The 13,284-nt window shown below is 67.3% G+C and carries 16 protein-coding genes; 5 read left to right on the top strand and 11 right to left on the bottom strand.

The window, feature by feature from the left end; translation table 11 throughout:
* Positions 1–34: 34 nt before the first annotated feature.
* The 5 genes from WKW82_RS08640 to WKW82_RS08620 all read right to left on the bottom strand — a co-directional run bounded on the left by WKW82_RS08640 (position 35) and on the right by WKW82_RS08620 (position 3,498).
* On the bottom strand, positions 35–673 hold the full coding sequence (locus WKW82_RS08640; RefSeq protein ID WP_340341857.1) for a histidine phosphatase family protein: 639 nt from the start codon (positions 671–673) through the stop codon (positions 35–37).
* An 80-nt stretch (positions 674–753) separates the two neighbouring features.
* Positions 754–1,404, bottom strand: a complete 651-nt coding sequence (locus tag WKW82_RS08635) for a DUF4136 domain-containing protein (RefSeq protein ID WP_340341856.1) — start codon at positions 1,402–1,404, stop codon at positions 754–756.
* A gap of 9 nt (positions 1,405–1,413) precedes the next feature.
* On the bottom strand, positions 1,414–2,328 hold the full coding sequence (gene ttcA / locus WKW82_RS08630) for a tRNA 2-thiocytidine(32) synthetase TtcA (RefSeq protein WP_340341855.1): 915 nt from the start codon (positions 2,326–2,328) through the stop codon (positions 1,414–1,416).
* A gap of 1 nt (position 2,329) precedes the next feature.
* The gene (locus WKW82_RS08625; protein WP_340341854.1) at positions 2,330–2,719 is read right to left on the bottom strand and encodes a dihydroneopterin aldolase; all 390 of its coding nucleotides are present in this window, start codon (positions 2,717–2,719) and stop codon (positions 2,330–2,332) included.
* Entirely contained in the window at positions 2,716–3,498 is a 783-nt protein-coding gene (locus WKW82_RS08620; RefSeq protein ID WP_340341853.1) for an SDR family oxidoreductase, read from the bottom strand. The genes WKW82_RS08625 and WKW82_RS08620 overlap by 4 nt, the downstream gene beginning before the upstream one ends.
* Positions 3,499–3,517: 19 nt before the next feature.
* Between WKW82_RS08620 and WKW82_RS08615 the strand changes: the two genes are divergently transcribed.
* On the top strand, positions 3,518–4,624 hold the full coding sequence (locus tag WKW82_RS08615; RefSeq protein ID WP_340341852.1) for a class I SAM-dependent methyltransferase: 1,107 nt from the start codon (positions 3,518–3,520) through the stop codon (positions 4,622–4,624).
* A 118-nt stretch (positions 4,625–4,742) separates the two neighbouring features.
* Here WKW82_RS08615 and WKW82_RS08610 read toward each other — a convergent pair whose 3' ends face one another.
* Positions 4,743–5,135, bottom strand: coding sequence for a DUF5329 family protein (locus tag WKW82_RS08610; protein ID WP_340341851.1), 393 nt, complete (start codon positions 5,133–5,135; stop codon positions 4,743–4,745).
* Between the two features lie 143 nt (positions 5,136–5,278).
* Here WKW82_RS08610 and WKW82_RS08605 point away from each other — a divergent pair, with 143 nt between their 5' ends.
* The 3 genes from WKW82_RS08605 to WKW82_RS08595 are packed head-to-tail and all read left to right on the top strand — an operon-like array spanning position 5,279 to position 7,317.
* Entirely contained in the window at positions 5,279–6,136 is an 858-nt protein-coding gene (locus tag WKW82_RS08605) for an inositol monophosphatase family protein (RefSeq protein WP_340341850.1), read from the top strand.
* 22 nt (positions 6,137–6,158) lie between these two features.
* Positions 6,159–6,353 carry a DUF2905 domain-containing protein gene (locus tag WKW82_RS08600; RefSeq protein WP_340341849.1) on the top strand — a complete coding sequence of 65 codons (195 nt, stop codon included), beginning with the start codon at positions 6,159–6,161 and terminating at the stop codon, positions 6,351–6,353.
* Between the two features lie 19 nt (positions 6,354–6,372).
* Positions 6,373–7,317, top strand: a complete 945-nt coding sequence (locus tag WKW82_RS08595) for an ROK family protein (RefSeq protein WP_340341848.1) — start codon at positions 6,373–6,375, stop codon at positions 7,315–7,317.
* 68 nt (positions 7,318–7,385) lie between these two features.
* On the opposite strand, the gene WKW82_RS08590 is transcribed toward WKW82_RS08595, so the two are convergent.
* The gene (locus tag WKW82_RS08590) at positions 7,386–8,144 is read right to left on the bottom strand and encodes an SDR family NAD(P)-dependent oxidoreductase (protein WP_340341847.1); all 759 of its coding nucleotides are present in this window, start codon (positions 8,142–8,144) and stop codon (positions 7,386–7,388) included.
* Positions 8,145–8,252: 108 nt separating this feature from the next.
* On the opposite strand from WKW82_RS08590, the gene WKW82_RS08585 reads away from it, so the two are divergent.
* On the top strand, positions 8,253–9,155 hold the full coding sequence (locus WKW82_RS08585) for a LysR family transcriptional regulator (protein ID WP_340341846.1): 903 nt from the start codon (positions 8,253–8,255) through the stop codon (positions 9,153–9,155).
* Positions 9,156–9,162: 7 nt separating this feature from the next.
* On the opposite strand, the gene otsA is transcribed toward WKW82_RS08585, so the two are convergent.
* From otsA to WKW82_RS08565, 4 genes are all read right to left on the bottom strand, one after another.
* Positions 9,163–10,551, bottom strand: coding sequence for an alpha,alpha-trehalose-phosphate synthase (UDP-forming) (gene otsA, locus WKW82_RS08580; protein ID WP_340341845.1), 1,389 nt, complete (start codon positions 10,549–10,551; stop codon positions 9,163–9,165).
* A complete protein-coding gene (otsB, locus tag WKW82_RS08575) occupies positions 10,548–11,369 on the bottom strand; it encodes a trehalose-phosphatase (protein ID WP_340341844.1) in 822 nt (273 codons plus the stop codon). Before otsB ends, otsA begins: the two co-directional genes overlap by 4 nt.
* Positions 11,370–11,543: 174 nt before the next feature.
* Positions 11,544–12,614: a hypothetical protein gene (locus tag WKW82_RS08570; RefSeq protein ID WP_340341843.1), complete on the bottom strand. Its 1,071-nt coding sequence runs from the start codon at positions 12,612–12,614 to the stop codon at positions 11,544–11,546.
* A gap of 223 nt (positions 12,615–12,837) precedes the next feature.
* Positions 12,838–13,281, bottom strand: coding sequence for an outer membrane protein assembly factor BamE (locus WKW82_RS08565; protein ID WP_340341842.1), 444 nt, complete (start codon positions 13,279–13,281; stop codon positions 12,838–12,840).
* Positions 13,282–13,284: the final 3 nt, after the last annotated feature.

Genomic DNA, 13,284 nt, shown 5'->3' with positions numbered 1-13,284 from the left:
GTAAAAGTTACGCAAAGCCAGGAAATCGCGGACTTCAGGGGGTGTTTTCGTCCAGTGCGTCGCCCGCCAGGTGCGTGGTATCGCTCCACCCCACGAGCGTGAAGCCCTCCGGAGTCCAGAGCAGGCGGTTGACGGCGGCGTTGCCCAGTTGCCAAGTGCGTGGTGCCTGCAATTCCTGGCGGGTGGCGGCGCGGTAGAGCACGTCCATGACGCCGCCATGGGCCACCAGCACGACCAGGTTGCCGGGATGGCGTGCCGCGATGGCGGTGGCGGTGGCGATGACGCGGTCGCGGAAGACGACCAGGGACTCGCCGCCCTCCGGCGCGAACGCTGTGTCTCGGGTGCGCCAGAGCCGTGCCTGCTCGGGCATCTCGGCCTCGATCAAGGCGAAGGTCTTGCCCTCGAAATGGCCAAAGCCGCGCTCCCGCAGGCCGACATCGCTGACGATGTCAATGCCATGCGGCGCGGCCACGGCCCGCGCAGTCTGCCAGGCGCGGCTCAGATCGCTGGCATACACGGCAGCGATCGGCTCGCTCGCCAGGGCCTCGCCGAGGCGCTTGGCCTGCCAGGCGCCGGTGGCGTTCAGGGGGATGTCGAGCTGGCCCTGCAGTCGTGCGTCGACATTCCAGGTGGTTTCTCCGTGGCGAACAGCGATGACTCGGGTGACATCCATCGGGTCGAGCTTAGGGCTTGTTCACTCCGACCAAGGGAGGGCTGGGGGAAAGGCAACGCAAACCACAGGGCGCTTCCCGTTCAAGGCCGTGGCTGCAGAGGAATATTGACAAGCCGCTCGCCCGGTGGCGCATTCGGGAATCCTTGCAGGGCCGCATCGAACATGACGGCGAGGATCACGCCGCTGGAGGCGTAGGGGCCGTCGTTGCGGGCCCGCGTCTCGTAGACCACTTGGCCCGATTTCAGGTCGCGCAGCACGACGCCCACTTCACGTTCGTACCAAGGATTGGCTGCCGGTGGGAAGAACGCGGACCCGTACCACCCGCCTCCGTACCAGCCACCGCCGTACCAGCCACGCCCGTAGCGCGGGCCGTAGTAGCCATAACCGTAGCCCGGCCCCCAGCCCGGTCCCCAACCGGGTCCATAGAGCCACGGATCGGCCCAAGGCGAGAGCGTCGCAGCGACACGCGCCGTGACCTGGGCGGTATAGACCGGGCGGGCGTCGTCTTTCTGCAGCCCGACGCGCGCGAGCGCCGCGCCGGCCATGCTTTCCAGCTGCGATTGCTGCGGCTCGGCCGCCTGCTGCGACGGCAGGCGCTCGAAGCGGTAAGTGGCGCCGGCCGGCACGGCGTCCAGCTTGGAGTAACTCCTGACGTTGCTGTCGACCACCCAGGTGGAGGCGCAGCCAGACAGGCTTGCGATCAGGATGAGGACTGCCAGCAGGCGTTGCATGAGCGTCTCCTAGACCATTCGCAGGACCCCCGTGCCCGGGAACGCCGGGGTCGGAAGCTCGGGCGGGTCGAAGGCCTTGTCGCCATCCTCGTCGGCCACGCCCGTCGCCTTGAGACCCTTGAAGTCGTGCAGTGTTCCGTCGAGCAGGTGCGAGGGGACCACGTTCTGCAGCGAGGTGAACATGTTCTCCACGCGGCCGGGGTACTTCCTGTCCCATTCGCGCAACATCTCGCCGACCTGCTTGCGCTGCAGGTTCTCCTGGCTGCCGCACAGGGTGCAGGGAATGATCGGGAATTCGCGGTGCTGGGCCCAGCGGACGAGGTCCTTTTCCGCCACATAGGCGAGCGGGCGGACCACGATGTGCTTGCCGTCGTCGCTCACCAGCTTGGGCGGCATGCTCTTCAACTTGCCGGCGAAGAACATGTTGAGGAAGAAGGTCTGCAGCATGTCGTCGCGGTGGTGGCCGAGCGCGACCTTGGTGGCGCCCAGTTCGTCCGCCACGCGGTAGAGAATGCCGCGCCGCAGCCGGCTGCACAGGCCGCAGGTGGTCTTGCCCTCTGGGATGACGCGCTTGACGATGCTGTAGGTGTCCTGGTTCTCGATGTGGAAGGCCACGCCGAGTTCGCTGAGGTACTTGGGCAGCACCTCTTCGGGAAAGCCGGGCTGCTTCTGGTCGAGGTTGACCGCGACCAGGTCGAAGTGGATCGGGGCGCGGGCCTTCAGCTTCAGCAGGATGTCGAGCATCGCGTAGCTGTCCTTGCCGCCCGAGACGCAGACCATGACCTTGTCGCCTTCCTCGATCATGTTGTAGTCGACGATGGCCTGGCCGACCTGGCGGCACAGGCGCTTCTCCAGCTTGTGGGTTTCTCGTTCGATCTTGAGGGAGGTGGCGGGTGCGACCTCGTCGATCCAGATGGCGCTCATGTCATTTGCTCCGGAATACTTCGACCCCGACCGCATCGCAGTCCGGGTACACATCGGGTTTGGCGGTGGACACGCGGGCGGCGTGCACCTTGGGATGGGCCAGCATGGCCGCAAGGAGGTCGTCGCACAACGTCTCCTGCAACTGCACGTGGCCCTTGCTCACGCGCGTGGCGATGGTCCGGCGGATGAAGTCGTAGTCGACCACTTCGTCCAGTTCGTCCGCCTTCGGCGTGGAAAGTTCCAGCGGCACATAGAGGTCGACGTTGATGATGACGCGCTGCTCGGCGGTCTTCTCGAAGTCATGCACGCCGATGTTGATCCACACCTCGTAGTCGCGCAGGAACACACGCCGGCACGAGAGCAACAGGGGATCGAGGGCGGCAAAGGTCACGGGGTGGCTTTCAGGAGGTCGTCGACCACGAACATGATGTCGCGCTCGGTCGGTACGAGGTGCTGGCCGTTGTCGACGCAGAGGGTGGTGCCGGTCACGCTGGGCGTGCCGGCGAGGAAGACGCAGGTCCGGGCGACGTCGGCGGGGTCGATCGGGCGGCGCAGCAGGTTGGCGCGCGCGGCCTTCTCGAAGTTGGTGGTGTTCTGCGGGCCGCTGGTGAACAGGATGCCCGGCGCCACACCGCACACGCGCACGGCGGGCGCGAGCGCCTGTGCCTGCAGGGCCACGGCGCGTTCCAGCGCGAGCTTGGACACGGTGTAGGAGAAATAGTCGGGGTTCAGGTTGAACACCTTCTGGTCCAGGATGTGGATGGCGCAGCGGTCGGCACCGTCGGCGGGTTGCCGGGCCAGCAGGCGCGCGAAGGACAGCGGCGCGACCAGGTTCACGCCCCACTGCTTCATCGCGGCATCGGGGTCGAAATCGAGCGCTGTATCGGGGTCGAAGGCAGAGGCGTTGTTGACGATGCAATGGAGCGGCCCGCTTGCCGCGATGTGCGCGATCAGTGCCTCGCGCGCTGGTTCGCTCGTGATGTCGGCCTCGATGGCCTCGGCCGCGTGGCCCTCTTCGCGCAGTCGCGCGCAGAGCGCCTCGGCGGCATTGCGCGACGCGCGGTAGTGGCACCACACGCGCCAGCCCGCCTGCGCGAAGGCCGTGCAGACGGCGGCGCCGAGCCGCTGTCCACCGCCTGTCACGAGCACGCCCGGAGCCGTTGTTGCCATGCTGATAGATTCCCGTTCCATGAAATTGGAGCCCGGCGCAGAACGCGCCCATCCGTTGACCCGGATTATCGACGCCACGCTTGCCCGCTCGGGCGGCTGGCTGCCCTTCGACCGGTTCATGGCGATGGCCCTGTATGCGCCCGGCCTCGGCTACTACGCCAACGACAGCCGCAAGTTCGGCCAGATGCCCGACTCCGGCAGCGACTTCGTCACCGCGCCCGAGATGACCCCGCTGTTCGGCCAGGCGCTGGCCGTGCAGGTGGCCGAGGCGCTGGAGAAGACCGGCACCGACGTGGTGTGGGAGTTCGGTGCCGGCTCCGGCGCGCTGGCGGCGCAATTGCTCGATGCGCTCGATGCGATGGGGCGGCGCGTGAAGCGCTACCGCATCGTCGACCTGTCCGGCAGCCTGCGTGCGCGCCAGCGCCTCACGCTCGACCGCTTCGGCGACCGTGTCGAATGGCTCAGCGCCTTGCCCGACAAGATGCAGGGCGTCGTCGTCGGCAACGAGGTGCTCGACGCGATGCCGGTGCAGCTGCTGGTGCGCGTGCAGGGCCGGTGGTTCGAGCGCGGCGTGGTCGCGCACGGCGACGGCTGGGCCTGGGAAGACCGCCCGACCGAGCTGCGCCCGCCCGTCGAGCCCGAAGGCCCGCAGGACTACCTGACCGAGATCCATCCGCAGGCCGAGGCCTTCATCGCCACGCTGGCCGACCGCCTGACGCAGGGCGCGGCCTTCTTCCTCGACTACGGATTCCCCGAGGCGGAGTACTACCATCCGCAGCGCCACATGGGCACGGTGATGTGCCACAAGGCGCACCAGGCCGACCCCGATCCGCTGGCCGACCTGGGCGCCAAGGACATCACCGCGCATGTCAATTTCACCGGCATCGCGCTGGCCGGCCAGGACGCCGGGCTGCATGTGCTCGGCTACTGCAACCAGGCGCGCTTCCTCATCAACTGCGGGCTGGCGTCGAAGATGGAGCAGGCCCCGCTGGCGCAGCGCACCCTGGCTGCGCGGCTCATCCATGAGCATGAGATGGGGGAGTTGTTCAAGGTGATCGGCTTTGCGGCCGGTGAGCCTTGGGAGGCGATCGGCTTTGCGGAGGGCGATCGGTCGCACACGCTCTGACACGACTTCGCAATCAACCGCATGACTGCGCTGGATCGCCTTGCCGTGCTACAGCACTGTCTGCGGCGCTCCGCCTTGTTCTGCGATGGATTGCAAAGTCGTAGGGAGCGGCGGGTGCTCAGTGTTGCCTTAGCGCGCGCAGTTCCTCGCGCAGGAAATCGCCCGCATCGCGCACTGACCCATCCGCCGTCCTGACCTTGTAGGGCTTGCGCGTCAACTCGGAGCGCGAGCCGCAGCGCTCGATGAAGTCTTCCGCGTCGATGAGTTCGACCTTGAAGTACTTGTACTTGCTGCGCAGGTGCTTGGCCGCCTCGGCCGCGTTGTGGTCGCTGCCGTTGCGCACGAACACCAGGTCGGTGCGCGTCTCCACGCGCTGGATCAGGGCCAGGATGATCTGGTCTTCCTTCGGTGGTGGGGTGGCGCCGGCAATGCCCGCGAGACCCGCCATGGCGACCAGCAGCACCAGCGCAAACGTCATGCTGCGCAGGCGGGTGCGAAGGATCAGTCTCATGCCGACTCCTGGTGCAGCACACTTCCCGCGGGCCCTCGTGGCGGGCGCTGGGCGGATGCGTCGAATGCTAGGCGGCGCGCGCGGACCCTGTCAATTCAGGGCGGCTCGGTTCTAATCGACGCCTGTCCTGTTTTCGAGAAGTCATGAGCTCCAGATCCCCCGACGAATCCTTGCGTGTGGCGCAGGCGCTCGCCGATGCGGCGGCGGCCGAGTCGATGAAGTGGTTTCGCACCCCGCTCGACGTCATCACCAAGGCCGATGAAAGCCCGGTGACGCTGGCCGACCGCGCAGCCGAGACCGCCATGCGCGACATCCTGGCCACGCATCGTCCAGCCGATGGCATCTATGGCGAGGAGCACGGCCTGGAGCGGCTCGATGCCGACAGCGTCTGGGTGCTCGACCCGATCGACGGCACGCGCAGCTTCATCACCGGCTCGCCGCTGTGGGGCACGTTGATCGGCCTGCTGGAGAGCCCGCAGGGCCGGGCTTCGCCGGTCCCGCCCCCAATGGGGGATCGCGTCGAGACGGCAAAGCCACATCGACTCGAAGGCGGACGCATCACGCTCGGCATGATCGACATGCCGGTGCTCGGCGAGCGCTGGATCGGCCAGGCCGGCAAGGGCGCCACGCGCAACGGCCAGTCCGTGCGCGTGAGCACCGTGAGCGAGGTGGGCAAGGCCCGCATCGTCAGCACCTCGCCGGACATCTTCGGCCCGGCCGATTGGCAGGCTTTCGACCGGCTGAGCCGTGCCTGCGCGATGCGGCGCTTCGGTGGCGACTGCTACGGCTACGCGCAGTTGGCCGGCGGCACCATCGACCTGGTGGTGGAGGCCGGCCTGCAGCCCTACGACTACCTCGGCCCGGCCGGCTTGATCGAAGCCGCGGGCGGCGTCATCACGGACTGGAGCGGCCAGCCGCTCGGCTTGCAATCCGATGGCCGCGTGATCGCCGCGGCGACGCCCGCTTTGCACCGCGCCGCGCTGGCGTTGCTGAACGCATGAGCGGCCCGCCACCAGGAATCGCATGATCCGCTGGCTCATCGTCGTCGTGCTCGCCTTGCTGCTGATGAGCGGGCTGACCGAGTGGCTGCGCCGGCATGGGTTCGGGCGGTTGCCCGGCGACTTCGAGTTCAAGGCTTTGGGGCGACACTGGCAGTTGCCCATCGGGAGCACCCTGGTGCTCAGCTTGATTGCCGCGCTGATCGCGCGCTGGATATGACCACAAGGACAGAGACTTCATGAGAGCCTGCGTAGACATCGGCGGCACCAAGATTGCCGTCAGCCTGGCCGCCGACGGCGAAATGCTGGACGGCAGTGCGCGCCCCTTGCTCGGCCGCCGCAGCGAACCCACGGCCAAGACCGGCGACAACCTGGCCGTGTCGCGCCAGATCCTGCGCATGGTCGACGAGGTGTGTGCGGAGCAAGGCATCACGCCCGACGCGGTGCGGCGTGCCGGCGTGTCGGCGGCCGGCCCGTTCGTGATCGACGGGGGTGGCATTTCGCTGGCCACGCCCAACATCTGCGGCGGCATCGCCGGGCCGGCGCGCGGCCTGCCCAACGACTGGATGACGGCGCCCATCGAGGGGCCGCTGCGCGGCCGCTTCGACGTGGTGCGGGTGGAGAACGATGCGGTCGGCGCGCTGGAGGCGGAACGGCGCTGGGGCGCGCTCAAGGGCGCGGACCACTGCGCCTATGTCACATGGAGTACCGGCATCGGCGTGGGGATTTGCGTCGACGGCCATGTGTTGCGCGGAAAGAACGGCAATGCCGGCCACGCAGGCCATACCTTCGTGGCCGACGACGACAGCAACGCCTTGTGCGGTTGCGGCAATGTGGGCGATGTCGAAGGGCTGGTCGCGGGCAATTCGATTGCACGGCGCTATGGCCAGCCCGCGGAGGTGCTCTTCCCGGCCGCTGTGGCGGGCGACGCCGCGGCGCGGGCTCGGGTCGACGCGTTGTGTCGCGTGATGGGCCGCATGCTCTACAACCTGATCGCCACGCTCGACCTGCAACGCATCAGCCTGGGCGGCAGTGTGTTCTGGAACAACAGGGCATTCCTGTTGCCGCGCCTGCAGGCTGAAGTCACGGGCAAGCTGCCGTCGTTGACCGAAGGCGTCACGCTCGTGCCTGCCGGCTTGGCCGACAAGGTGGGTGACTACGCGGCGCTCGCCCTCCTGGATTGAACGGGGATTGAGACGGTCGAGGACTTCCTAAAGGGATCGGTGTCCGCAGTGGAAAGCTCAGGACCTTCTCAAAGGAACATGCCGCCGCTCGCCTGGATGCGCTGACCCGTGATCCACCGGTTGCCCGGCTGCAGCAGCATCGATATCGCGCCGCCGATATCGTCCGGCAGACCCACGCGGCCCATTGCGGTCTGCGAGGCGACCATCTTGTTCACCTGCGCGTTGTCGCGCACCACGCCGCCGCCGAAGTCGGTCTCGATGGCACCCGGCGCGACCACGTTGACCGCGATGCCGCGCGGGCCCAGTTCCTTCGCGAGGTAGCGCGTCAGCACCTCGATGCCGCCCTTCATCGACGCATAGGCCGCCTTGCCCGGCAGCGTGAAGCGCGCGAGGCCGGTGGAGATGTTGACGATGCGGCCACCGTCGGCGAGCAGCGGCAGCAAGGCCTGCGTGAGGAAGAACGGGCCCTTCAGGTGGATGTTCATCATCGCGTCAAACTGCGCCTCGGTCGTGTCCGCGAAGCTCGCGTCCAGGCCGGTGCCGGCGTTGTTGACCAGGTGGTCGAAGCGCTCGCGCTGCCAGGTCGTGCGCAGCGCGTCGGCGACCGATGCGGCGAAGGCCGCGAAGCTGGCGCTGTTCGCCGTGTCGAGTGGCAATGCGACGGCGCGGCGGCCCAGCGCCTCGATCTGCTTTACGAGGTCGCGCGCTTCCTCGGCGCCGCTGCGGTAGGTGAAGATCAGGTCGCTGCCTTGCTCGGCAAGGTGCAGGGCGGTGTTCTTGCCGAGGCCGCGGCTGGCGCCGGTGATGAGTGCGATGGGGGTGGTCATGTCGATGTCCTTTGGGTTGCAGTGTGGATGGACTGAACTCTAATATTGAACAATCGATCGATAAACCAGCGTATCCTGACTTAATAGTTCTTTTTAAATGAACAATCGATGGACATCGCCCTGCTGCAAACCTTCGTGAAGGTGGCCGAACTTGGCAGCTTCACCCGTGCCGCCGAACAACTCGGCCTGCCGAAATCACGCGTGTCCGCCAGCGTGCAGCAGCTTGAGGCGCAGCTCGGTACGCGCCTCCTGCACCGGACCACCCGCACCGTGCGCATGACGCCCGACGGCGAGCAGTTCCTCGAGCGGGCCCAGGCGCTGCTGGCCGATGCGGAAGAACTGCGCACGCTGTTCCAGCAGGCGCCCAGCAGCCTGCGCGGCCGCGTGCGCGTCGACCTGCCGACCGGGCTGGCGCGCGGCGTGGTGATCCCGCGCCTGCCGGAATTCCTGGCCGCGCACCCGCAGCTGGAGATCGAACTGAGCACGACCGACCGGCGCGTGGACCTGGTGCACGAAGGCTTCGACTGCGTGCTGCGCATCGGCCAGTTGCAGGATTCGGGGCTGGTCGCGCGGCGGCTCGGCCAGCTTGTACAGGGCAATTACGCGAGCCCGGCTTACCTCGCGCAGTTCGGCACGCCGCACACGCTGGAAGACCTGGCGCGCCATCGCCTGGTGCGCTGGGCGCCGACGCTGGGCGGCGCCGCGGCCGGCTGGGAATACCACGATGGCGAGCGCTACCGCCTGCTGGAGATGCCCGGCGTGATCACCGTCAACCACACCGATGCGTACCAGGCCGCATGCCTCGCCGGCCTGGGCATCATCCAGGCGCCATGCACCGGCGCCGTGGCGGCGTTGGCGGCGGGGCTGCTCGTGGAGGTGATGCCGGGGTTCACGGCGCAGCCGATGCCCGTGTCGCTGGTCTATCCGAACCGGCGCAATCTCTCGAAGCGCGTGCAAGCGCTGATGGACTGGCTCGCCAACGTGCTGACGCCCCATCTCGACCCCGGTTGAGGCGCGCTCAATCCGTGACCTGTATCGTCTCCGCCAGCGCCGCGAGAAAGGCGCTGCGCCACCAATGCACGTCGTGCTCCCGAATGCGCTGCAACAGCTTCTGGTGCCGGTGCCGCCGTTCCTCCAGCGGCATCTGCAGCGCCTGTTGCATGACCTCGGCCGTTCCGTGCGTGTCGTAGGGATTGACCAGCAGCGCTTCCTTCATCTGTTCGGCCGCGCCCGCGAAGCGCGACAGCACCAGCACGCCCGGATCGGCCGGGTCCTGCGCGGCCACGTATTCCTTGGCGACCAGGTTCATGCCGTCGCGCAGCGGCGTCACCAGACCGACCGCCGCCGCGCGGCACAGCCCCGGCACGCGCTTGCGAGCCACCATGCGGTGGATGTAGCGCACCGGCATCCAGTCGAGTTCGCCGAAGTCGCCGTTGATGGCACCGCACATCGATTCCAGTTCGCGCCGTATGTCGGCGTAGGCATCGACGTTCTCTCGCGTGGGCGAGGCAATCTGGATCAGCGTGGCGCTGCGCCGGTTCTCCGGGTAGTGGGCCAGCAGTTCGCGAAAAGCGTGGACCCGATGCGGGATGCCCTTGGAATAGTCGAGCCGGTCGATGCCGAGCATCAGCCGCCGCTGCGAGTACTCGCGCTTCATCGTCTGGTACATCTCCTGCGCATCCTTGGCATGCGTGAGTTGCAGGAACTCGTCCACATCGATGCCAATGGGAAACGCGCTGCAGCGCACCGATTGCCCGTAGGCGCGGTACATGTCACCGGGGAGCGCCGTGCCGTGTGCCTCGTTGAGCACATAGCGCTCGAAGTGCTCCCGGTCCTGGCGCGATTGCAGCCCGATGAGGTCGTAGGCGAACAGCGAGCGCATCAGCCACTCGTGCTGCGGGATGGCCGCCATGATGATCTGCGGCGGCAGCGGAATGTGCAGGAAGAAGCCGATGCGCTGGCGGCAACCCATCGCGCGCAGCTCGGCCGCCAGCGGGATCAGGTGGTAGTCGTGCACCCAGATGACATCGTCGGGCTTGAGCAGCGGCAGCAGCTTGCGCGCGAACAACTGGTTCACGCGCCGGTAGCCGCCGATGAAGCCGGCGTTGAAGTGCGCCAGGTCGAGCCGGTTGTGGAACACCGGCCAGAGCACGTCATTGCTGTAGCCGAGGTAGTAGCTGTCGTGGTCGTCGCGGCTCAGGTCGATGGTGGCCAGCGTGACCTTGCCGGCCTGCTGGCGATGCAGTTCGCCCTCGCCCGAGGGGCCGCCTTCGATGACCGCGCCGCTCCAGCCGAACCAGAGGCCGCCACTTTGATTGAGCGACTCGCCCAGCGCGACCGCCAGCCCGCCCGCCGCCGGCTTGCGCGGGTCGGCCACGCGGTTGGAGATCACGACGAGCCGACTCATGCGTTGCGACCTTCGTCCGCGGCGCCCGGTGCTTGCGGCGCCGCGGTGTCAGGTCGATGCGGCATTGCCAATTCGGTTTGATCCCCCTGGGGACTCAACAGGTCGCGTGCCTGAAGCAGCCACTCGAACACAGCCCGCGGCGATTCGAGCCGGTGCGTGGCAAGGCTCGGCCCGCTGCCGACCTTGATCGCGATGCCGCCGCGTGGCTGCACGACGGCGAAGCCGGTCTCGTCGGTGGTGTCGTCGCCGGCGAACACCGGCACGCGGCCGGCAAAGGGCGCTTCCCGCATGAAGGCGTCGATGGCCACGCCCTTGTTGATGCCGGCCGGCTTCACCTCGAACACGAACTTGCCATGGAGCATTTCCAACTGCGGCTGGTGGGCAATGATGGCCCACAGCGCGTCGCGGCAGACGGCTTCAAGGTCGGGCGCCAGGCGATAGTGCAGCGCGACGGCGGCGTGCTTGCGTTCGACCAGCAGCCCGGGGTGCGCGCCGGCGAGCTTGTTGGCCACGTCGAGCACCGCATCCAGGTCCGGCGACTTCTGCTCCTGCATGTGGCCGGTCGCATCGCGTCGCTGGACGCCGTGCTCACCGGCGGCCGGCAGGCGCAGCGGCGCCAGGAAACGGTCGAGCGCGTCGATCTGCCGGCCCGAGACGACGGCCACCGCGCCGCCGAACAGGGTGTGCAGGTCGCCCAGCAGCGCGACCAGCTCGGGCGGAACCTCGATCGCCTCGGGCGTTTCGGCAAGCGCGACGAGCGTGCCGTCGAAGTCGAGGAAGAGGGCTGCGTCGGGGGAGAGTTGGGGCGGGGCGGTCATCAACCGGGCAGGTTAACAGCCCGCCACAATTTTGCGCGTCGGTCAATGCCGCGATCGAAGTGGGGCTGCGGCAGGGGCCGCGGCCCCTTCTGATCGCATTCACCGCGCTGTCATGGTGCATCGCCGTGCGCCCTCTTGCGGTTGCGCTGCGTCGGGATGTTCATGGCCCGGGGATCATTGCGCCCCGCAGAGGAATCCCGTGCAGCCGGTGGCCTTCTTGTATTCAGAGAGGCCGGTGCCACTCGTCGAGAGGGTGCGAGCGAAAAGCACATAGCCCGTGCGGGCCTCGACGTTTGCCGCCGCGGCCGAGATGCCATCGTCGAATGAATTCGCCGACTGCGTGAACTCGAAGGTGGCCGATTGCGAAATGTCCTTGACGTACACGGTCACGCCGACCACCACCACGGGAGAGCCGAAAACGGTATGCAGCAGAAATCCGCTGGCGCCTTCAAATCTGTACTGTTGCACGTTGCCGCCACGCGTTACGTAGGGTGTGGCACCGATCTTGTAGCTGTAAATGGCCGGACTCGCGGAGTCCTTGCGGTAGATGTTGACCCTCGTGACTTTGCCTGTGAAGTTGGGACTGTCGGCATAGAACCCGTTCGCGCCTTGCGCATTGGCTTGCTCTACGAAAGCCGCGGCATCGTCTCGCGTCCACGCCTCGAGCGCGGCCCGGGTTGGCGGAGTCGGAAGGGGAGGACTCGTCTTCTGCAAGATCGTGTACGTGAAAGTCGACGTGGAGCGGGTGTCCTTGCGATAGAAGGTGTCGTCGCCCTTGTCGGTGACGCGCATGAATCCTCGCGCGCCCTGTGCGTTGAGCTGGGCTTGCCACGCAGCGGCATCCGTGGCCGTCGGCAGCGACTCGTAGACGTAGGTTGTATTGCTGTCCTTGACGTAGCCGGCGTTGAGGAATTCGCTGTTGCGGAAACCTCGCGCGCCCTGTGCGTTGAGCTGGTCCAGGTATTCAGCGTTGGTGCTCGCGACCCGGAGTGCCTCGTAGACCGGGGTGAGTGCTTCGGGGGTGGGCGTAGTGGGTGCGGTGGGTGCGGTGGGCTCAGGCGTCACCTCGACCGGACCCGGCCCAGGTGTCACCGCCACGGGTTCCGGCGCAGGCGTCGCCGGGGTCGAACCCGTCGGGGAGGTCGCCACCGCGATCGGCAGTCCGGCAAACCCGTTCCCGCCGCCACCACCGCCGCATGCGGACAGCGCCACGGCGGACGCCGCGACCCAGAGTCGAAATTTCATGCGTGTCTCCCTGAATGTTGTGCATGGCCCGCCGCACCTCGGCCCGCGGCGGAAGCGGAGTGTGGCACGGGCCGCAACATGCGCCAAGCGGCACGTGGGGCCGACTCGCATCAGGTGGAATCGTGACAAGAAAAAAGCCCCCGGGCAGTGCCAGGGGGCTTGATTCCGGGCCTGCCGAACCCGGGTTCGGCAAGCTTCCAGAAGGAGAGGATCAGGGACAGGATCAGCGGCGTGCGGCGCCGGGCGTGGCGTCGGCATCCATCATGTCCGCGCAGTTCGCCGGCAGCCAGTAGGTCGAGCCCGCCAGGTCGTCCTTGTCGAACAACACCTTGTACTGGCAGGTCACGGGGGACCCGGTCGAACGGAAGTTGAACACGAAGTCCCACTCGACGACGTTGAACAGCCCCTCGTTGAAATGCGGCGTCCCCACCAGGTCGATGATCTGGTCCTTGGTCATGCCCGGCTGGACTTGCCGCAGGTTGGTCGTGTTCGGCCAGGTGCCACCCTTGCGCCAGGCTTGCTGCGCATCAGGGAACTTCAGTTCCGCTGCCGAGCGGCCGTCGGCTGCGACCCCGCGACTGACGTGAGAGGTGGCGCATCCCTGCAAGAGCAATGCCGCTGCTGTTGCCAGCACGTAACCGGCGCGTCGAATGTTTCGAGTCTTCATTTT

This window comes from Variovorax rhizosphaerae, from assembly GCF_037889975.1.
Classification (GTDB): domain Bacteria; phylum Pseudomonadota; class Gammaproteobacteria; order Burkholderiales; family Burkholderiaceae_C; genus Variovorax; species Variovorax rhizosphaerae.
The sequence above is the reverse complement of the archived record's forward strand: the minus strand, read 5'-3'. Positions and strand labels throughout refer to the sequence as shown.